This window comes from Tardiphaga sp. 37S4, from assembly GCF_021044645.1.
GTDB lineage: Bacteria > Pseudomonadota > Alphaproteobacteria > Rhizobiales > Xanthobacteraceae > Tardiphaga > Tardiphaga robiniae.
The window spans coordinates 3898395-3919460 of the sequence record NZ_CP088008.1; the positions used below are offsets into that span (position 1 = coordinate 3898395).

A 21066-nucleotide genomic window follows, 5' to 3' on the forward strand; every position below is an offset into this window, starting at 1 on the left:
TTTCAAGCCGTCCTATCGTTCCGTTCAAACGATCGTGTCGTCGAAAAGTCAGCTATCGCCGCATTGGCAGACGAACGCACGAAGGCACTCTCGATGGCGGGGATCGATGACAACAAGGACCTGGTGTAGTCATCGGCTGGGTTGGAAAATACCTGATCGACCGGTCCGGATTCGACGATCCGCCCGCGGTGAAACACCAGCACGCGATCCGCGATATGCTGGACGACGCCCAGATCGTGAGAAATGAACAGCAGCGCGGTGCCGAGGCGCGCCTGCAGCTCGCTCAGCAGATCCAGCACTTGCGCCTGGATCGAAACATCCAGCGCCGATACCGGTTCGTCGCAGACGATGATGTCAGGCTCAGCCGCCAGTGCACGTGCTATCGAGATACGTTGACGCTGGCCGCCCGACAGGGAGCGCGGAGTTCGGCCGAGATGACTGGCGTTCAGACCGACCTGCTCAAGCAGCGCAATGATGCGGTCGCGCTTTGCGCGCGCATCGCCGGTCAGGTTTTCGGCAATCACATCAGCGACCCGGTAGCGCGGATCGAAACTGCTGAGGGCATCCTGCGGGATATATTGCAGCCTTGCGCGCAGCACGCGCCGCTCGGCCTCCGCCACCCCGGACCAGCGCTGCCCGAGCAGGCGCACCTCGCCCTCATCCGGCGCGAGCAATCCGAGCACGATCTTGGCGCAGGTCGACTTGCCAGATCCGGATTCGCCGACGATGCCGACAACCTCGCCGGCCTTCACAGCAAAACTGACCCGATCCAGCGCCGGAAGCGGCGGCTCGCGGCCAGACGTCCGCCGCGATACGTATCGCTTCGATATGCCGTCTACCTGCAGCACCACGGCGTCATCCGATGGCTTGCGGGCCGGAAGCGGCTCGCGGACGATGATAGACCCGTTGGTGCTGCCGCCTTCGGCGCCGGCGACGTCAAACTGGGCGGAGGCGAGCAGATGTCCTTTTGAATCAGCGGATGGGATCGCAGCAAGAAGCTGGCGCGTATAGGGATGGCGCGGACGGCGCAAGACATCCGCCGTAGCTCCGCTGTCCACGATGCGGCCGTCGCGCATCACGATCACCCGATCGGCAATGCCAGCCACAACTGCGAGATCGTGGCTGATCAGCAGCAGTCCGGCGCCTTCCCGCACGCGCTCGGCCAATACGGCGAGCACCTGCGCCTGGACGGTGACGTCCAGCGATGTGGTCGGTTCGTCTGCGATGATGAGATCTGGATCGGCTGCAATGGCCGACGCAATCAGTGCGCGCTGGCGTAAACCGCCCGAGAGTTGATGCGCATATTGTGTAGCTCGATGTTCGGGATCGGGAATGCCGACCTTGCGGAGCACATCGGTGACGCGTGCGGCAACTGTGTGTCGCCCACGTAACGTCCGATGCGCGGAGAGCACCTCGCCGACTTCCTGGCCGATGGTGCGTAGCGGATCCAGCGACACCAGCGCATCCTGCATGACAAGGCCGGTGACCGTGCCGCGCAGCTTGCGCCAGTCGGTTTCGCGAAACTGCAACGCATTGCGGCCCTTGATCTGGAATCGATCAGCGTCGACCTCGGCCCCATCGCCGGACAGGTTGAGCAGGCTGCGTGCCGTAATGCTCTTGCCCGATCCGGACTCGCCGACCAAAGCCACGCATTCGCCGCGGCGGATCGTCAGGTCGAAGTTCCGGACGATAGGCACGCCGCCATCGGCGCCGGCAAAACCGATCGAGAGCCCCTCGATATCGATTAGCAGATCATCGGGCTGTAGAACGACCAGATATGGTTTGTCCGTCATGCCAGCCGTCCTTCAAATCGTTTCTGGATGGCATTGCCGACCAGCGTGAAGGCGATCACCGTGAGCGTGATGGCGAGGCCGGGAAATACGCCCGGCCACCACGCCACGCGCAGCACGTCGCGACTCTCCGCCAGCATCACGCCCCATTCCGGCGTCGGAGGCTGCGGGCCGAGCCCCAGAAAGCTGAGGCCCGACACCGCGAGGATCGTATTGCCGATATAGACCGTCGCGATTACCGGCACCGCGACCAAGACATTCGGCAGCACATGGCGGATGAAGATCTGCCAGCGGCCGAGGCCGTAGACGACCGCATGCGTCACGTAATCGGCATCGCGCACCAATTGCGTTTGGGCACGGATCACCCGGCCGAATTTCGGAATGCCGGCAATTCCCACGGCAATGGCGATGTTGAGCATACCCTGCCCCAGAAACGTGACCACCAGCATCGCCAGCAGCACGCCGGGGAATGACGACAGCACGTCGAACACGCGCGACGTCGCCTCGTCGAGGAAGCGGTTGCGCTGTCCGGCGAGAATGCCAAGCACGATGCCGAAGGCCAGGCTGATCGCCATACCGCCGAGCCCGATCAACAGCGAATAGCGCGTGCCGTGGATGGTCCGCGCGAAGACGTCGCGGCCGAGCCGGTCGGTGCCGAACAGATGCTCCCAGCTCGGCGGCTTCAGCCCCAGAGCGTAATCGCCGATCAGCGGATCGAACTGAGTGAAGGCGCGTGGGAATGCCGCGGCCAGAAGCAGTACGAACAGAAACGCCAGAGAGATCGCAAGGCCCGGTGACAGCAATCGCGGCGCGATCACGGCCGCCGTCGTCACCGGTTCCACCGCACCGGGCGGGTTAACCTGCGGGTCAAGCGCGATGGACAGGTCCGCGAGCGGACGGGTTTGCACGTTCATTGCGCCCTCAGTCTCGGATCGATCAGCAAATACAGGATGTCGAGCAGGGTCGACGCGGCGACATGGATGAAAGCGGCCAGCAGCACCACGGCCAGCACCACCGGCACGTCATGGGTCAGCACGGCGCCGAGCGTCACGGTGCCGAGACCAGGACGCCCGAAGACTTTCTCCGTGATCACAGCGCCGCCGAGCAGTCCGCCGATCAGCCAGCCGCCGAGCGTCACCGCCGGCAGCAAGGCATGCCGCAGCACATGGCGTGCGCGGATCACGAGCTCGCCGACGCCGCGCGAACGCACCGTGGTGACGAAGGGCTGATCGAGCGTCTTCTCCATCGCCTCACGCAGCACCTGCGCGAGGAGGCCGGCCGTCGGCAATGCCAGTGTCAGCGACGGCAGCACGATCGACTGCCAGCCACTGGCACCGGACACCGGAAACCAGCGCAGCGTGAAGGAAAACGCCATCAGCAGCAGGACGCCAAGCCAGAACACCGGCGTGGATGCGAATACCAATTCCAGAAAGGATGCGATCTGGCGCGAGATGCGCCCGCGGCCGGCTGTCAGCAGCGCGAGCCCGACTGCGATCACGATGGCCAGAAGCCCGCCGAGCAGCGCAAGCTGCACGGTCGGCATCAGTTGCGATCCCACCACCTCGGTGACGGGCTGACGCAGCACATAGGACGTGCCGAAATCGCCCTGCAGGATGCGCAGAAGAAAATCCAGGTACTGCGCGGGCAGACTGCGATCGAGCCCCCACTCCGCCGCAATCGCCTCGCGCAGCCCTGGATATTCCAGATCGCCCGCCAGGATATCCTGGATGCGCCCCGGCAAGGCGTGCAGCGCCAAGAATGACGCCGTCACACTTGCCCAGGCCACCACGAGACTGGTGAGCAATCTAGAAATGACACGAGACAACATGATCTCGTCTACTTCGCCAGCCAGAAGTCATAGGCGCTCGACGGCGAGTCCAGACCCGCCTCGAAGCTCAGCCCGTTGACATTGTTCTTCGCCGCCAGAAACCAGCTCGGAGCGAACATCGGCACGATGAAGGCCTGATCGACGCCGAGCTTCTGGATTTCATCGGTGAGGGCACGCTTCTTCGTCACATCGGTCGAGCGCAGCGCTTCATCGATCAGACCCGTAATCTGCGGATCCGGATTGGCGATGTTGGAATACAGAAACCCTTTGGAGCCGAGCATGTCCCACAACTCCCGCGCCGGATCCGATGGATTGTCGGTGTTCGGATAGATCGTCCAGTTGCCGTTGGCGTTGTTCTTGGCATATTCGCCAGCGGTGATGATGCGCAGGTTGAGATCGAAGCCGATATTCTTGCGCAACGCGGCCTGGATGCCCTGGATCAGCACTTCGCGGTTGTCGCGGACGTAAGGCTGCGGATAGCCGACGTCGATCTTCAGGCGCACGCCGTTCTTGGTGCGGAAGCCTTCAGAATCGCGGCCGGTCCAGCCGGCTTCGTCGAGCAGCTTGTTGGCGCCCGCAATATTGTTGCCCCATGTACCAACCAGCGCCTTGTTATAGGCTGGGTTGGCCGGCCCGATGATGGACCATGCACGCGGCACGGTGCCGAGATAGACCTGCTTGACCAGCGGCTCGAGATCGAAGCCGTCTCGCAGCGCGCGCCGGACCCGCACGTCATCCGCAGGCGGAATGGTGTAGTTGATGTTGAACGTGAATGACGTGCTGGCGCCGGACGGGCCGGTCAGCAATTTGAACTCGGCCTGATCCGCAAACAGCGCCACATCGGTCGGCTGCACGCCTTCGATCAGATCGACCTGTCCCGACGTCAACGCGCCGGCCCGCACTGCAGCCTCCGGCAAAAAACGCAAGGTCACGCGATCGAGATAGGCCGGCCCGCTATGCGCCGCATACCCCGGCCCCCACTTGTAATCCTTGTTGCGGACGAACACTGCCGACTGGCCGCGGCTGTAGCGCTCGAACACGAACGGCCCGCTGCCCGCCAGCAGCGGCCCGCCGCCGCACAGATCGCCTTTGGCAAGGGCCTTTGGCGAGATGATGCCCAGTTTAACGTTGGACGTGGACTCCAGGAACGTCGAATCCGGCTGCGTCAGGATGAGTTTGACGACATAGGGCGACACGACTTCGGCACGATCGAAATATTGCAGCAGCGCGACTGCATTGGCGGCGTTTTCCGGCTTCTTGACGAAATCGTAATTCGCCTTCACCGCAGCCGCGTCGAACCTCTCGCCGTCGTGGAAGACGACGTCCTCGCGCAGCTTGTACGTATATTCCTTGCCGTCCGGCGAGATCGACCACTCCGTGGCCAGCCATGGCGCGAAGCTGCCATCGGTCTTCTTGCCAACCAGCGATTCGATATAGTTGCGCGCCACGAAAAATGCAGCCTGCTGCGAGGCGCGATGCGGATCGAAGCAGCTCGGTTCGGTCGCAACGCCCCATGTAATGGCGCCGCCGGAAACCGGCTTGCCTTCCTGCGCCTGCGCAAGCTGTCCGCCCAGCATGACCGACGCGATGACGATCGCAGTGCGTGGCGAAATACTAATCTTCCTCATTGGGGACCGTCCGTTGGTGTTTTTCACTACCAACCGCAGCAGCAACGTCTCGCATTTTCTGAAGTGATCAATGGCATAGAGTTGCCACTTCATCTGAGCGCTGCAACGCGGTAGCAATTTGTAGCGCGATCTAAATCTGCAATCCGCGCAAAGACAATGCACTTCACGCGATCTCACCGTCGCGACACCAAGTTTGAAAGATCATTCGCGATGCGATGCGATCAGTGGGCGAATGTCATACGTGCGAGCCCGAAGACAACTGGATCGCTCTCCGCCTCGCCCATCAGGAATGCTCCATGAGTGAACGCAAACTGCATCTCAACGTGAACCTGCTCCATTCCGGGGTCTATGCATCGGCATGGCGGCTGCCGGACAGCGATCCCGGCGCATTCTACGATGTGCAGCATTATGTGAATGTCGCGAAGATCGCCGAGCGCGGAAAATTCGACGCGATCTTTCTCGCCGACACGCCGGCCATCACCGACCGCATCGACTTGCGGCCATTTCAATCCATGGAGCCGACCATCGTTTTGGCAAGCGTGGCTGCGGCGACCACGCATATCGGCCTGATCGCCACCGCATCCACGACCTATAACGAGCCGTACAATATCGCGCGGCGCTTCGCGACGCTCGACCATGCGAGCGGTGGCCGCGTCGGCTGGAATGCGGTGACCACGGCGGACGCGTCTGCGAGCCGCAATTTCGGCCTCTCGCACGTGCTCGAACATGGCTTGCGCTATGAGCGCGCGAAGGAATTCGCCGAGGTCGTACACGCGCTATGGGACAGTTGGGAAGACGACGCCTTTGTCGGCGACAAGGCGACGGCGCGTTTCGTCGATACGTCGAAGGTCCACGCCATCGATCATCGCGGCACGCATTACACCGTGGCCGGTGCGTTGACCGTGCCGCGCTCGCCGCAGGGACGGCCGATCACCGTGCAGGCCGGCGGTTCAAGCGACGGCCGCGACCTCGCCGCGGCGCAGGCCGATGCGGTGTTCACGCTGTCGCAATCGATCGACGACGGCGTTGCCTATGCGCGTGATCTGCGGGCGCGGGCCGTCGCCTATGGCCGCCCGTCGGATTCCATCGTGATCCTGCCGGGCCTCGCGACCATCATCGGCAGCACCGAGGGCGAGGCGCAGCGACGGCAGGACGAGTTGTGGGACCTGGTACCGATCCAGTACAGCCTGTCGCGCCTGGCGGGAACCCTGCATGTCCCGCCTGAGATCCTCGAACTCGACAAGCCATTGCCGGACATTCCACTGCCGGCCAATGCCAACCAGACGATGTTCAAGGGCACCGTCGCTATGGCCCGCAAGGATAATCTCACGGTGCGGCAACTGCTCAAAGCGCTGGGCGGCGGGGTCGGCCATCGCATCATCGTCGGAACGCCCGAGGCGATCGCCGACGATATCGAGGCCTGGTTCAGGGCCGGTGCCGCCGATGGCTTCAACCTGATGCCTGACGTACTCCCGACAGGCCTGGCCGTGTTCGTCGACGAAGTCGTCCCCCTGCTGCAAAAGCGCGGCATCTTCCGCCGCGACTACGAGGGCACCACGCTGCGCGACCACTTCGGATTGGAACGTCCGCCCAGCCGCTATGCCAAGCGTCCCGCAGCGGCCGTCACGGCGTGATATCACCACAAGTGAATACTCCCGTCGCGATCGACGGGAGCAGTCATGGTTGCGCTAACCTGCCCTATGGCGCGTGGAACACCAGCGCCCGCAGCTCGATGCTCTCGCGCGGCGGCGCATCAGCAGGCGCAGTCGGATCCGCAAAGGCCGTATGCGGAGCGAAACGTGCGACGCCGTCTTTGGTCGAATCGTAGCACTTCAGCAGCAATATCTCGTCGGGCGTCATATCCGGTACGTAGTACCAGCGATGCTGCGGATTGAATTTTACCGCATAGGTTTCACCGACCCGGTGCTGATAGACCAGATCCGATCCCACCAGTTCGTCAAAGCGAACGGTGCGCGCATCGGCAACCGCCAGCGGTGAATCCTTCAGCGGACCGCGGATCGGACGCCACAGATTGATGATCTGCACGCGCCCCTTGAGCAATTCTTCCGCATCCTCCGGGAGCAGATCGCGGACACGTTGCGGACCCGATTTGTCGGTGTGATCGACATGCACCCGGGCGACTGGCTGGCGCGGGCCTTCGCCGCGGTCATTGACGCCATCGACGCGCTTGCGCACGGTATGATCGAAGATGAAGACGCGGCTCGCGCCGGTGATGTCTTTCAGCAGCTTCTCGGCTTCGGGATAGTAGACGCCCTTGACGTTCTCGTCGTCGTAGAAGTCGGAGACCGCGCTGTGCTGGTGCGCCACCGCAAAGCCGTGTTCATCGAGCGACCACTGATCGATGCTCGGTCGCGCATCATGGATCGCAACCGCATGCGGCTCCGGCTCCGCAGTGGAACGCGGCTCGCCGACCGGAGGATCGAATGTGTAGGTACGAGGGCGGCCATTGATCGGTGCCAGGTAGTTCAGATCCGCGGTGACGAATGCACCGGACGTGATCTTCTCGTTGAGCAGTCCCATGATGGTTCTCCCGATTGATATGGGCTCATCACGCATTTCATGCGGCCCATTTGGTTCAATCTGATCCCGGAGACCCACCGCGCCAATGGGGCGTCTCAAATAAGAACGTCATTTTCCGTCAGCGTGAAAACGGATGATGTGATTTCAGCATCGGTATCGATTGAAGATGTTTAATGTTGTGATCACGATCATCGTGAACAACGTTCGGCGTCGGTGCTTCTGCGCACCCGGAACATCGCTTTCATCTGCAAGCATTTACGCCTCGGGACCGGCGCTCCGAAAGAAGGATTGGAAGCCGTTCGGCCCAACTTTGGAATTCCCAAGCGCGCTGTGTGGAGCGTTAATGGGTATCCTCAGGAGTCGAATTGATGCCACATCCGCCACTTCTCGCCATCGCCATCGCAGGCGCTCTCGCGCTCGCGACGGCCGTAGAGACCTATCACGCTGCCCATCAGCCCAAGCCTGACACGTCCCGGAATACTGCAGCCACAGCGACGCCAGCCCAGCAACTCGATCGTGCCCTGCAGGCGCTCCGCCTCGATACAGTCAGAGACAACGCATCGGCCATGTAGACGGAAGAAGGGACCAAGGCATGTATCTCGGAAAGATGATCGCTTTGGTACTGGGACACGCGACGTTCCTCAGCCTGTTCGTGTGGTGGTTTGGCTAAGCGGGGCTCTCGCCTTCCGGCAAGACCGCTTCGTGGTATCAACTCAACCGCGCACGGCCTTCAGCAAAGCTGCCTCCCTCTTCACCCGCGGAAAGATTTGCTCGGCAAAACGCTGCATCTCACTCTCCAATGGCTGGAACTGCAGCATGAATAACTCGATGCCGGCGGCATGGAATTCGCGGATGTGGACGGCGACCGTATCGTAGCTTCCCAACAGACCGGCAGCGGTGCCGCCATTGGTACCCACCCGCGGCGACTTCTGCATCGTCTGCATCATCACGACCTCGGGATCGGTATTGGCACGCTGAATGGCCTTCATCGGCGCGTCCTGCGCGGCGAGCGCCAGCAGACGCTGATGTGCCCGCGCGGCTTCTGCGTCAGTCTCACGCGCGATCACGAAGGCCGACAGGCCGAAACGCAGCGGTGCGCCGACCCGCGGTCGTCCCGCGACATTGGCGATCAGTGCCGCGACATCGGCCAGCGGCTGGCCGTTGATGAACCAGACATCGCCATGGGACGCGACCAGATCGCGCGCCGGCTCGGACTCGCCGCCGACATAGATCGCAGGCCGCGCGCGGTACAGGTCCTTCGGCCGCAGCGCGTAGTCTCGGACATCGAAATTTTCGCCCTTGTGCGTCAGCCGTTCCCCGCTCGTTAGTTGCGCAACGATCGAGATCCATTCCTTGCCATAGGCGTAGCGATCGTCATGCTCGGCAAAGCCGATACCGGCCTTCTCCAGCTCGGGCTTGTTCCAGGCATTGACCAGATTGAGCGCAAAGCGGCCGCGGCTGATATTCTCAATCTGCAGTGCCATCTTGGCGAGTACGACCGGATGGAACAGATAGGGCTTGATCGCCGCGATGATCTCGATCCGGCTGGTCAGCGCAGCCAGTGCCGCTGCAGAGCTCCAGGTCTCGAGTTGATCGAGATCCTCCTGATGCGGATTGATGGTGTGCTGCGCGATCAGGGTCGAATCGTAACCCAGTGCCTCGGCCTGCAGGACCAGCGCCTTGTTGCGCTCCCACGACGCATCATACGGCTCTTCGGGATCCCGATGCGACGCCCGTGGCCCATGCACCGGTGCCCAGACGCCAAATCGAAGAGGATTCGCGCTCATTGTCTTCCTCATATTCATGTCGCTCTCGCTATAAGACGACCCGCACACAACAATGCAAGCACCGCCATGCACTCATGACATCGGCGGCAAAATAGCGCGGATCGAACGAGAAACTTCTTCTTCGCATGACGCATAGCACCACAAGAAAATTCCACTGCGCTTCGGGCCGATCAAATTTCAAGGCAACACGCAGCTTCATTTTCCAAAAACAAGCACTGCAAAAGATCGTTCACCTCTCAATCGCGTCGCTCGGATATCAAACTGATCTAATATCGCATGGAGAATAGTTTCGCCGAAGAAACTGAAGACGCTGCGCTTTTCGTTGCTCTATCATCGCCGCTGAATTTCAGAACTGCAGCAATGGATGGCAGGGTGAGCAACGTCGACTACGTCATTCAACAGGAGTATCGCGCGCCCGCAACGCCGACACCCGCGCGCAACGCTTCCGCCATTGCCAAACCCGGCCTGAAGCCAAATCTGATCGTTCTGTCCTGGATCGCGCCCATTATTCTCATTGTTGTATGGGAAGCGCTAGCGCAGGCCGGCTGGCTGTCGCCGCAAGTGCTTCCTGCCCCCTCAAAGGTGCTACGCACGGCGTGGAAATTGACCTTGTCCGGATCGCTGCTGAACGATCTCGGCGTCAGCCTGCTCCGCGCGGCCGCGGGCTTTGCAATCGGCGGCAGCATCGGCTTCATTCTCGGCACGCTGGTGGGCTTCTCGCGCATCGCCGAAGCATTGATCGATCGCAGCGTGCAGATGATCCGCGCGATCCCGTTCCTCGCCCTCGTACCCCTCGTCATCGTCTGGTTCGGCGTCGGTGAGGGACAGAAGATCTTTCTGGTCTCGCTCGGTGTCGCCTTCCCCATCTATATCAACACCACGCTCGGCATTCGTCAGATCGATCCGAAGCTGATCGAGCTTGGCCGCGTGCAGGGGCTGTCCACGCTGCAATTGATCCGGCGCGTCATCCTGCCCGGCGCGCTGCCGTCGATCCTCACCGGTGTCCGCTATTCGCTGGCCACGGCATGGCTGGCGCTTGTGGTGGCCGAGACCGTCGGCGCGCAGTCAGGCCTCGGGTTCCTCGCCATGGATGCCCGTGAATTCCTGCGCACCGACGTGATCGTGCTGACCATCGTGATCTACGCGCTAATCGGTGTTGCCGCCGACTCCATCGCCCGGCTGCTCGAACGCAAATTGCTCGCCTGGCATCCGAACTACGGCAAGGGCGCACGATCATGAGCCCGACATCCGTGACATCTAGCGAAACCGCCGTAACGGTGAGCGGCCTGACGCGCGCCTATGGCCCGCGGGTGGTGATCGATAGGCTGGATCTCCGCATCGGGCGCGGTGAATTCGTCGCACTTCTCGGTGAGAGCGGCTGCGGCAAGACGACGTTGCTGCGCGCCCTCGCCGGCCTCGACCCGATCCAGGGCGGACATATCGATGCGCCGGGACGACCTGCCGTGGTGTTTCAGGAACATCGCCTGCTGCCCTGGGACACGCTCTGGCAGAATGTCTCGCTCGGCCTTCCTGGCGCGGATCCGCGCAAGCGTGCCGCCGCTGCCCTGGTCGAGGTCGGACTCGGCGATCGGCTGGACGACTGGCCGCGTAATCTGTCTGGCGGACAGGCGCAGCGCGTCGCCCTCGCCCGCGCGCTGGTGCAGGAGCCCCGGTTGCTATTGCTCGACGAGCCCTTCGCAGCACTGGACGCGCTGACGCGAATTCGCATGCATGTGCTGGTCAAGGAGCTGGTCGCCCGCCACCAGCCTGGCGTTCTTCTCGTTACACATGACGTCGATGAGGCAATTGCTCTGGCCGACCGAATTCTGGTGATGCGCAACGGCGTGATCGCCTCCGAGCACCGCGCCGACACTCATGGCGGGCCGGCTGCATCCCGCGATCAACTGCTTCGCGAACTCGGCGTCGCCACCAATCTCCAGGTCGCCTGATTCCACCTCACAGGAAGTTTTCTCATGTCAAACCCGTTCTTCACATCGTCACGCCGGGATTTTCTCAGTCTCGCGATGGCGGGTGTCAGCGCCTACGCCGGCATTCATCTCGCCAGCCATGACGACGCCATCGCGCAAAGCACCGGGCGAAAGACCGACAAGGTCCGTCTCACCTGGGGCTATCACGGCCTCACGCTGATCGCCAAGGAACGCGGCGAGTTCGAGAAGGCACTCGCCCAGCATGACATCAAGGTGGAATGGCTCGGCCCATTCCCGAACCACGCGCCGACCTTGCAGGCAGTGACCGGTGACAGTGCTGATTTTGGCTTTGGCGGTAGCACCACGCCCGCGCTGGCGGCCATTATCGCCGGCTCTCCGCTCGTCTTCACCCAATTCGTGCTCTACGAGCCGCGCACGACGGCGATTATCGCCAAGGATGATTCCGGCATCAACAAGGTCGAGGATCTGGTCGGCAAGTCGGTCGCGGTCAACCGCTCCGGGCTTGGCGAATTCCTGCTCATCGCAGCACTTGAGAAGCACAAAGTTGACCGCTCCAAGGTGAAATTCGTCTATCTCAACCCGCCGGACGCAGCGCCGGCACTCGCATCCGGCAAGGTGGATGCCTGGTCGATGTGGTCGCCGGGCGTCGACATCGCGCGGCTGGACTACAAGGCTCACGACGTTTTCCTTGAGGGACGCGACCTGCCGTTCCAGATCGACTTCTCCTCTTACGTGACGTCCCGCAAGTTCGCGAAGGACAATCCGGCCATCGTGCGGGCGCTCAACGCGGTCTATGAGAAGGAAGCGCAGTGGGTCAACAAGAACACCACCGACGCCGAGCATCTCATCCAGAAGGTCGCGAAATATGACGACCGGATTCGAGACCAGTTCATCGAGCGCAAGCGCAACTACACGCTCATCCCCGTGTCGGACAAGAAATTCGTCGGAGAGCTGCAAACCGCAGCGAACTGGCTGACCGAGCGAAAGGTCCTGCCCGAGTCCGTCACCGTCTCGGATCATCTGGCCAGTCTTTAAGTTTTTATCGCCGCTCGATCCCCCCACCGGAATCGCCGAGAAAGCATCCCATGAACAAGCCCACACCGCAGCACTCGTTCGACGTGTCGCAGCCGATCCGGATCGGCTCGTCCGATCTGCAACAATTGTTTGATCACATCGCGCAGGGCGAGGCAGAGCGCGAGCACGACCGTGTTCTGCCTTACGAAATCATCGAGCTGATCCGCCGATCGCGGATCGGCGCGCTCCGCATTCCCAAGGCCGATGGTGGCGGCGGCAGTACCGTGCGAGAACTGCTCACTGCAGTCATCAGGCTGGCGGAAGCCGACGCCAATGTCGCCCATATCCTGCGCAACCACTATAGCGTGGTCGAGCGCCTGCTGGCCTCGCCGCCAAGCGCGCAAAATCGCAAGTGGCGCGACGACGTCGCGGCTGGCGCCATCATCGGCCTCGCCACCACGGAGCTGGGCAGCTCGCAGGTGGGAGACATCGCTCCCGCCACCACCGTCACGCCGGATGGCGACGGCTACCGCCTGAACGGCACCAAATATTACAGCACCGGCACGCTCTATGCGGACTACGTGCTGGTGCGCGTCGCGGACGGCAATGAAGCACTCGCGACCACGATCATTCCGGTCAAGCGCGAAGGCATCGAACTGGTCGACGACTGGGACGGTTCGGGCCAGCGCCTGACCGGAAGCGGCACCACGCATTTTCATAACGTCCGGGTCGAAGCGGCCGAACTCATTTTCGATCAACCCAATATCGGTTATGGGGCCGCCTATCAGAACACGTTCGCGCAACTCTATCTGACGGCCATCAATGCCGGCATCGCAGCAGCCGTCCTGCGTGACGCCAGCGACCTGGTCAGGCGGCGCGCGCGTAGTTTCTATTACGCGCCCACGCTTCGCCCGCGCGAGGACCCCATCCTGCAACAGACTGTCGGCCAGATCGCAAGCAACGCGTTCGCGGCAGAAGCGACCGTGCTGGCCGCGGCCGATGCGCTTGACGTATCGAGCAAGGCCCCTGATCGGGAAGATACCAAGCCGGCGCTGGATGCCGCCCTCGCATCGTCCAAGGCCAAGATCGTCGTCGACGAACTGGCCATCCGCAGTGGCAGCCTGTTGTTCGATGCCGGCGGCGCATCCGCGACCAAAAAGTCCGACAACCTCGACCGTCACTGGCGCAATGCGCGGACGCTGTCGTCGCACAACCCGGTGACCTACAAGGCACAGGCGATCGGCGCCTATGAGATCAACGGCACGCCGCTGCCGGCCAAGGGCTTCTTCTAGGTCGTCCGGAAGGCTGCGCCGTCGTAGCGAGCGCGATACATTCACTTCATTCCCAACCTGGATACATCATGAAAGCTGCATCTCGATTTCTCATTCTCTCCCTTTCAGCGCTTGCACTGTCATTACCCGCCTTGCAGGCCAACGCCGCCGACAAGCCGCTCAAGGTCGGCGTTTCGGCGGGGCCCTATGGTGACATTCTTCGCGAGGCCGCGCGGCTTTCCGAGAAAGAGGGATTGAAGGCGGAGATCATCGAGTTCAGCGACTGGAACCAGCCCAATGCAGCGCTGCAGGCAGGCGACATCGACCTCAACAACTTCCAGCACCGCTTCTATCTCGCCAATCAATCGAAGGCGCGCGGTTACAAGCTCTCCGCCCTCGATGAATCGATCCTGGTGCCGGCCGGCGTCTTCTCCAAGAAATACACCAAGGCCTCCGACATTCCGGACGGGGCCAAGATCGCCATCCCCAACGATCCGACCAATGCAGCGCGCGCATTGTTGCTGTTTCAGACCGCTGGACTGCTCAAATTGAAGACCGATGCCGGCCTCTCGGCGAGCATTCTCGATGTGACTGAAAATCCGAAGAAGCTGCAGATCGTTGAAATCGACGCGGCCCAGTTGCCGCGGTCTCTCGATGACGTGGCAGCCGCCTTTGTGTCATCCAACTACGCCTATCTCGCTGGCCTGGACCTCAACAAGGCGCTTGCGGCCGAGACCAGCGTCGCCGAAGCCAAGCCATATTATACCCTCGTCTTCGCCGCGCGTGACGATCGCAAAGACGATTCGCAAATCAAGAAGTTCATCTCGATCTATCGTTCGCAGCCGGTGAAGGATTTCATCCGCACCAAGTTCAACGGCTCGATCCTCGCCGCCTGGTAAATCCCAACGGGAGGGCAGCTCGCGTGTCCTCCCTAACGCGATATGGCATGGCCCGACCACGGGCCGCGCCTGTCGCCACAGCGTGCCAGCGCAGCGGCTATCCAACCATCATCGCGGGCTGATCTTGCTGCGCACCGATGCCTGCGTCACGAAACTGTTCGGCGGCACGTCTTCGGTCAACCAGACATTGCCGCCGATGGTGGAGCCGCTTCCGACCACGATGCGTCCCAGAATGGTTGCGCCCGCATAGATGATGACATCGTCCTCGATGATCGGATGGCGCGCATTGCCCTTGATGGCCTTGCCCTCGTGATCGGTCGGGAAGTGCCGGGCTCCAAGCGTTACCGCCTGATAGATTCGGACGCGATCGCCGACGATGGCAGTTTCGCCGATCACCACGCCGGTGCCATGGTCGATGAAGATGCTGGCGCCAAGACGCGCGCCCGGGTGAATGTCGATTCCCGTTGCGCTATGCGCTAACTCGGCGATCAACCGCGCCACCATCGTTGCCCCGAGATTGTAAAGCAGGTGCGCGACGCGGTGATGGATGATTGCCACCATGCCGGGATAGCCAATCAGGATTTCGGGGAAGCTCGTCGCAGCAGGATCTCCCACGAAGGCGGCCCTGAGATCGCTGACCAGCCTGCCTCGGATCTCCGGCAGCCGGGCGGCGAAGTCGCGCGTCAACGTAACGGCATCCTCGAAATGTCGCTCGGTCGGCGCACCGTCGGAAACGAAAGTCTGCCCGCGGTAGACTTGCTCGAGCAAGCCATCCAGCGCGGCGCTCAGTTTACCTTCGACAAACGCGTCGATGCTTTCGGTGCCAAAATCGGAGCGGCCGTAATGCCGGGGAAACAATGCCTCGGTGAGGCTCTTGAGCACCTCCGCGAGGGCTTCGCGCGAAGGCGCCCGTCTGTTCGGCCCACGCTGCCAGATATTATGGGCAACATCGCGGGACTCGCGCAGCCCGGCAACGATCGTACTCAGGTCCCAGAGTGGCGCCGGACCGTCCCGATCTGTGTCTTGCTTGACGTCCTCGGCAACCCTCGACATCGCGGCTCCCCTGTTGCGATCTCACGCAGCTGCAACTGTGACTCATGAGCCTGGGACAAGGAATTCCAAAAGTGCAGCATTTTCGATACGTCCATCCTTCCTCCTCACGCGCCGACCTCACATCACGTGCCCTTCGCTTCCGATACGATCGCAATCAGGCACTGAACCAGCGTGCGCGCAGCTTCCAAGGCTGTGCAAGCTGCACGGCGGAACGATTTTACCGTGATCGGATGGCTGCTGCCGTCGCCAAACAGCCGTTCATTCGCCGCACATGGCTGCGCGCAGCATCGTCGTCATTGAGGTGCCGATAAATTTGGATGGCCATTTCATTGACGAATGAACGCCGACGTCGGATATTCCTGACACAGATTATGCACTTCGGAATGCCTGCATGACCGCATATGAGACAACAGTAGTGAGCCAGTTGCGCAAGCGCGTAACCCGCCGCTGCGTGTCCGCGGCCACCGGCGCGTGTTGTTGATTCCAGCGTAACGACTCACACCGAACATTCCATCACTCATTGATAGGATCGCTGCCTCGGCGGCGAACAGAACGCGCATGTCCAATGCCTATGTCATCGAAGTCTTCCATCGTACTGCCGGAATCGTCGTCGCGGAAGAGCGCGGATTTCGTTTCTTTTCATCAGAACCTGCCTTCGACACGCTTGAAGGCGACCATTTCGGATCGGCCCGGGCAGCGGAACGCGCAGCGAAGGCACTTATGGACCAGCGAAGTCACAAGGCTAGCCAATCCCGTATCGCCACGGCCCGCTGAGTTTGAGACTGTCCTCGCCCGACCAGAATGACAATCAGCGTCGAACGAACAAAATTGCCCGGCGCAGACCGCATGGAGAATATTACTCCACGCCGGAACGCCCCGACGTGCTGATCATCATTATTTCCGGCGCGCGCTTGCGTAGACCAGATTTATCGCCTTGTTATCTGCAAATGGCGCGTTGGAGAACGATGATGCGTGAACTATCGGCGGAAGCCCGGTTGCATAACCGTGCGCGCGCGTCGTCGAACCGCACAGCGGTGCGCCTGCACACGGCCGCCGTTTACGGCGCATTTGCGTTGATCGCAGCCATCGTGTTCGGCGCGACATCGGTGCGCCCATTTTGACAACGGCACGGGACGGTGAGCCGTACGCAAACATGCGGTCCCATCGTCAGAGGACATCATGAGCGATCGTTCGGAGTTTCTTTGGTACATCCCGAATGACGTGAAGGCAGGTCACCGCGGCGATGTCGTCGATCCAAACCACAACAGCGTCGAGACGCTTGCCGACCAGGCGCAAGCGCTGGAACGTCATGGGTGGCAAGGCGCGCTGATCGGAACCGGCTGGGGAAGACCGGACACATTCACTGTCGCGTCAGTGCTGGCGGCCCGAACGACGCGTTTCGAGCCGCTGATAGCCATCCGTCCCGGCTATTGGCAGCCGGCGCATTTTGCATCTGCCGCAGCCACACTGGATCAATTGAGCGGTGGCCGGGTTCGCATCAATATCGTCTCCGGCAAGGACAATCTGGCAGCTTACGGGGATGACGAAGCCGACTCGTCGCAGCGATATGCGCGCACCAAGGAATTCATGCGCATCGTCCGGCGGCTATGGACCGAAGAAAACGTCACCTATTCCGGCGCACATTTTTGCGTTTCAGACTCGACCGCGGCGCCGCGCATACTCCAGCGCGGCAATCGCCGACATCCGAAGCTGTATTTCGGCGGGGCGTCGGACGCGGCCGAGCATGTCGCCGCAACCGAAGCCGATGTCCAGCTGTTCTGGGGCGAACCGCTCGGTGACGTCAAACAGCGCATCGAACGGCTCAAGACCTTGAGTCAGCGCCTCGATCGGGACCTCCCGCCTTTGGAGTTTGGACTCAGGATCACGACGCTTGTCCGCGAGAGCTCGGCCGAAGCCTGGGCTGTGGCGGAAGCCAAGGTTGCCGATATGGCGAAGAAAGCTGGCGCGGGCTGGAACGACCACGGCCCAGCCATCGCAATCGGCCAACGGCGACTGCTCGACCTCCAGGCCCGCGGCGACGTCCTCGATGACAATCTCTATACGGCACCAGGAAAATTCGGAGCAGCCGGCGCCGGCACCACCTGGCTGGTCGGTTCGGCATCCGAAGTGGCCAGTTCGCTGCAGAAATACCGCGATCTCGGAATCAAGTATTTCATCCTGTCCGACACGCCCTATCTGGCGGAGATCGAGCGGCAAGGCAAAATACTCCTGCCTTTGCTTCGAGATTGATTTGCACGGCATCATCCGTCCTGATCCGGATTGGCACCATCATTCTCTGTCCTGTTCGAACCAGCCTGTGCTACCTCGATCTTGCGCTCGATACGTCTGAAGAAGACGCGCATTATATAATTGATATCATTATATAATTTATGGGAACTCCTTTAGGCTCAATCGTGCCGAGGTCCGCTTTGCGGCCCAGTCCCGCTTCCAGAAGGACGACGTAACCCGTCCGGAATGCAGCGCCGGCTTCCGCCGGATCGCTTTCGTCCGACGAGGTAACCAAGCGGATATCGCTGCCCCGTTCGCGATACTCTGGCGCGCAAATTTAATTGCGGCGGCCTGCCGTAAGTGATTGAATTTTCAGCAACTCGACTCAACTAATGATGGAGATACTTTCGCCAGCGAGGTTACTGCCATGCTTGCCGAGAAGTTTTTTCTGGTGCTCGAGACAATCAGAAGTCACGCCTCCGATGATAAGCCATCCGGTGCTAGATCATCTCCAGTCGTGACCGGTCCCGTACCGCCGACCCCGGTCAAACCGCCGAGCGAAAAGCAAACTAGGGCCGCCAACTGAGGCAGCGTTTCGCTTTTCACGAATGTGGGCGTTCGCACCATTCGAACAGCCCTGAGTCCCGCTGGTCCCGATCGATCCGGAAATTGCCGTCGTAATTTACCGCGTCATTCCATCGCCATCTTGGGCATGTCTTGCTAGTGTCATAAAACATGATGCGTGCTTCCGATGGAGTTACCATTGAACGCCCAGCAGCCAATCGTGCCCGATTCTGCTGGCGCAGCAATTGCTGTACGACCGGGTGAACAGGCGGAAATCGAACTTAAGCTGCTGGCGCCGCAAGGTATCCTCGAAAAACTGCGCGAGATCCCCGTCATCGTGCAGCATGCGCGCAATCGCGGCGTGGTCCGCCGGTTGGAGACAATTTATTACGACACACCGGAGGGGGCGCTGTTTCAACGCGGCATGTCGCTGCGCGTGCGACGCAGCGGCAAGCATTTCATTCAGACATTGAAGCTTCTGCCCGACATCGGGCGGCCGTTGGCGCGACGACAGTGGGAAACATCGGTTGACGGTATGACTCCCGATCTGGCGCGGCTTCCTGTCGCCGAGATCGGCGATCCGCTGACGACACTTACGCCCGATGCGCTCGTGCCAGCGTTTGCAACAAGAGTTCGCCGGCATGCACGGCAGCTCGATCTGCCTGATGCGTCAGTTGAAGTCGCCTTCGACGTGGGGACTATCGAGGCCGGTACGCGTCAAGAAGTCCTGTCCGAGATCGAGCTCGAATTGAAGAGCGGCAACGCCGGCGCGCTGTTTGATCTCGGAACGCAGTTGCTCGATGCCGCGCCGCTGCAGGTCGGCACACGGAGCAAGGCAGAACGCGGTTATGCGCTGGCGTTCAATGTCATGCAACCGGCAGTGAAAGCCGAACCTGTCAACATCACTGCCGAGCGCGCGGTTGACGACGTCATTGCGCTGCTGGGAGGCGCCTGCTGGCATCATCTCCTGCGCAATCATGCGGTGGCAAAGGCGGGATCCGACCCCGAAGGCGTGCACCAGATGCGCATCGCTTTGCGCCGTTTGCGCACGATCTGTGCGCTGTTCCGGCGCGAGATCCCATCGCCCTCGTTTGAGGCGATCAACAGCGAAGCGAGGTGGCTGATGCGACAGCTCGGCCGAACCCGCGATTGGGACGTTTTCGCCACCACGATCGTTTCTCGCGTGGCGACGACCACGCCGGAGGTCGACTTCGGCGGCTTGCGCGAGGCAATCGAGCGGCAGCGCAAGTCGAGCTATGGCAGCCTGCAGGCGGTTCTCGACGATCCGCGCTACAGCCGTTTTCTGCTTTCGCTCGGGCACTGGGTCGAGCGCCGCAGCTGGCGCAACGATATCGACAGCGATGCGCTGGCTGTCCTGTCGCAGCCAATACCGGCGCTCGCTGACAAAATTCTGGCGCGACAGCAGCGGAAGGTGCGCAAGCGTGGCACGCACTTCCGGCAGCTCGACACCGCTGCACGGCACAGTCTCAGGATCCAGCTCAAGAGGCTGCGCTATGCGGCAGAATTCTTCTTGCCACTTTACACCGGCCATGCGCCCGCCAAGCGCTACGTGGCTCGGCTCGCCAGACTCCAAAAAAGTCTGGGACGCGTGTGCGACATCGCAAGTATCCGCGGATTGCTCCGTTCGGTCAGGCAGGACGATCAGGCCGCGCTTCATCTCTCCATCGGCACCGTGACGGGCTGGCAGGTCCGCGACGAGATTGCAGCCGCGACAACGCTGCGCAAGAAATGGCGGCGCTTTAAGGCGACGCCGGCATTCTGGGACCGGTAAAGTTCGTCGCGCTCATCTACGGGCGTGACGGCGCGCACCTCAATGATCGAGAAGCACTACGCCCGTTGGATTTCTGATGCCTGGAAGAGTTAGTCGTGCGATCTGTAGTTCCACTCCTTCCTCGAGATGAGGCCTGATGCATCTTTTACGAGGGGCAGTGATTGCGGCCACAGCGTGCCACCTAAAGCAATGCCGCTCATGAAATATTGAATGAAGCAATATCGATGGCATAGGCAGTTCCGATCAACTCGGTGTAGTTGCCGCATCTCGCGCCGGTGCCGCACGGCCGTTGGTTATCCGCACTCGGTGCCATATCAGCAGTAAGGCTTGCAAAGCTGTGGTGATGCCAGCTGCATCCTGCATTGTTTGTTGATTTTATTAGATTTTACAATTTCTTCCGGATCAACCCCACCGTTCGCCCCAACCGCACTTTGCGCGCGCCCGATCAGGCCGCATACTTTCGCCTGTCCTGGGATTGTACCAAGCGCCTTGTCCGCCGGACCACGCCACTCGAATTCTGGAGCATCCAGCATAGGTGGGAATGAGCTTGGCCAATCCCAAAAATCCGATCGCGAGCACAACGACGATTACAACCAGCAGGATGATGCCTAGCACTTGCTCCAGATCGAAATCCTTCCGGCACAAGCGACCCAATCGGTTGTATAGGCCGCAGGCCAAGCGGGCTTGAGAGTGAACTACGCACGATCACTCAGGAACTCGG

The 21066-nt window shown here is 61.3% G+C and carries 18 protein-coding genes; 11 read left to right on the forward strand and 7 right to left on the reverse strand.

The genetic code is table 11. The features are described from left to right. Positions 1 to 2: 2 nt before the first annotated feature. Genes LPB73_RS18550 through LPB73_RS18565 form a run of 4 tightly spaced genes read right to left on the reverse strand, consistent with a single transcriptional unit; the run spans position 3 to position 5246 of the window. Positions 3 to 1793, reverse strand: coding sequence for a dipeptide ABC transporter ATP-binding protein (locus tag LPB73_RS18550; protein WP_231077806.1), 1791 nt, complete (start codon positions 1791 to 1793; stop codon positions 3 to 5). Further along, the gene (locus tag LPB73_RS18555) at positions 1790 to 2704 is read right to left on the reverse strand and encodes an ABC transporter permease (protein ID WP_120288766.1); all 915 of its coding nucleotides are present in this window, start codon (positions 2702 to 2704) and stop codon (positions 1790 to 1792) included. Before LPB73_RS18555 ends, LPB73_RS18550 begins: the two co-directional genes overlap by 4 nt. After that, positions 2701 to 3618 carry an ABC transporter permease gene (locus LPB73_RS18560; RefSeq protein ID WP_184514248.1) on the reverse strand — a complete coding sequence of 306 codons (918 nt, stop codon included), beginning with the start codon at positions 3616 to 3618 and terminating at the stop codon, positions 2701 to 2703. Before LPB73_RS18560 ends, LPB73_RS18555 begins: the two co-directional genes overlap by 4 nt. Positions 3619 to 3626: 8 nt before the next feature. Then, positions 3627 to 5246: an ABC transporter substrate-binding protein gene (locus tag LPB73_RS18565; protein ID WP_231077807.1), complete on the reverse strand. Its 1620-nt coding sequence runs from the start codon at positions 5244 to 5246 to the stop codon at positions 3627 to 3629. Positions 5247 to 5542: 296 nt separating this feature from the next. Between LPB73_RS18565 and LPB73_RS18570 the strand changes: the two genes are divergently transcribed. Then, positions 5543 to 6880, forward strand: a complete 1338-nt coding sequence (locus tag LPB73_RS18570; protein ID WP_231077808.1) for an LLM class flavin-dependent oxidoreductase — start codon at positions 5543 to 5545, stop codon at positions 6878 to 6880. A 64-nt stretch (positions 6881 to 6944) separates the two neighbouring features. Here LPB73_RS18570 and LPB73_RS18575 read toward each other — a convergent pair whose 3' ends face one another. Beyond that, positions 6945 to 7787 (reverse strand): CmcJ/NvfI family oxidoreductase, encoded by an 843-nt coding sequence (locus tag LPB73_RS18575; protein WP_231077809.1) that lies wholly within the window; start codon positions 7785 to 7787, stop codon positions 6945 to 6947. Positions 7788 to 8155: 368 nt separating this feature from the next. On the opposite strand from LPB73_RS18575, the gene LPB73_RS18580 reads away from it, so the two are divergent. Then, positions 8156 to 8359 (forward strand): hypothetical protein, encoded by a 204-nt coding sequence (locus tag LPB73_RS18580; protein ID WP_231077810.1) that lies wholly within the window; start codon positions 8156 to 8158, stop codon positions 8357 to 8359. Positions 8360 to 8500: 141 nt separating this feature from the next. Here the strand turns inward: LPB73_RS18580 and LPB73_RS18585 are convergent, their stop codons facing one another. Then, positions 8501 to 9574: an LLM class flavin-dependent oxidoreductase gene (locus LPB73_RS18585; protein WP_231077811.1), complete on the reverse strand. Its 1074-nt coding sequence runs from the start codon at positions 9572 to 9574 to the stop codon at positions 8501 to 8503. 450 nt (positions 9575 to 10024) lie between these two features. On the opposite strand from LPB73_RS18585, the gene LPB73_RS18590 reads away from it, so the two are divergent. From LPB73_RS18590 to LPB73_RS18610, 5 genes are all read left to right on the forward strand, one after another. Then, on the forward strand, positions 10025 to 10813 hold the full coding sequence (locus tag LPB73_RS18590) for an ABC transporter permease subunit (RefSeq protein WP_231081184.1): 789 nt from the start codon (positions 10025 to 10027) through the stop codon (positions 10811 to 10813). After that, positions 10810 to 11523: an ABC transporter ATP-binding protein gene (locus tag LPB73_RS18595; protein ID WP_093759204.1), complete on the forward strand. Its 714-nt coding sequence runs from the start codon at positions 10810 to 10812 to the stop codon at positions 11521 to 11523. Before LPB73_RS18590 ends, LPB73_RS18595 begins: the two co-directional genes overlap by 4 nt. Positions 11524 to 11547: 24 nt before the next feature. Continuing rightward, the gene (locus LPB73_RS18600) at positions 11548 to 12558 is read left to right on the forward strand and encodes an NrtA/SsuA/CpmA family ABC transporter substrate-binding protein (protein ID WP_231077812.1); all 1011 of its coding nucleotides are present in this window, start codon (positions 11548 to 11550) and stop codon (positions 12556 to 12558) included. 50 nt (positions 12559 to 12608) lie between these two features. Continuing rightward, on the forward strand, positions 12609 to 13829 hold the full coding sequence (locus tag LPB73_RS18605; protein ID WP_231077813.1) for an acyl-CoA dehydrogenase family protein: 1221 nt from the start codon (positions 12609 to 12611) through the stop codon (positions 13827 to 13829). 68 nt (positions 13830 to 13897) lie between these two features. After that, on the forward strand, positions 13898 to 14707 hold the full coding sequence (locus LPB73_RS18610) for a MetQ/NlpA family ABC transporter substrate-binding protein (RefSeq protein WP_120288758.1): 810 nt from the start codon (positions 13898 to 13900) through the stop codon (positions 14705 to 14707). 108 nt (positions 14708 to 14815) lie between these two features. Here LPB73_RS18610 and epsC read toward each other — a convergent pair whose 3' ends face one another. Beyond that, a complete protein-coding gene (gene epsC, locus LPB73_RS18615; protein WP_231077814.1) occupies positions 14816 to 15760 on the reverse strand; it encodes a serine O-acetyltransferase EpsC in 945 nt (314 codons plus the stop codon). A gap of 558 nt (positions 15761 to 16318) precedes the next feature. Between epsC and LPB73_RS18620 the strand changes: the two genes are divergently transcribed. The 4 genes from LPB73_RS18620 (at position 16319) to LPB73_RS18635 (ending at position 20345) form a co-directional block, all read left to right on the forward strand. Further along, entirely contained in the window at positions 16319 to 16534 is a 216-nt protein-coding gene (locus tag LPB73_RS18620; RefSeq protein WP_231077815.1) for a hypothetical protein, read from the forward strand. 107 nt (positions 16535 to 16641) lie between these two features. Further along, entirely contained in the window at positions 16642 to 16881 is a 240-nt protein-coding gene (locus LPB73_RS18625; RefSeq protein WP_231081285.1) for a hypothetical protein, read from the forward strand. 58 nt (positions 16882 to 16939) lie between these two features. Then, positions 16940 to 18010, forward strand: coding sequence for an LLM class flavin-dependent oxidoreductase (locus tag LPB73_RS18630; RefSeq protein ID WP_231077816.1), 1071 nt, complete (start codon positions 16940 to 16942; stop codon positions 18008 to 18010). Between the two features lie 763 nt (positions 18011 to 18773). Then, positions 18774 to 20345 (forward strand): CYTH and CHAD domain-containing protein, encoded by a 1572-nt coding sequence (locus tag LPB73_RS18635; RefSeq protein WP_231077817.1) that lies wholly within the window; start codon positions 18774 to 18776, stop codon positions 20343 to 20345. The last annotated feature ends 721 nt before the right edge of the window (positions 20346 to 21066 follow it).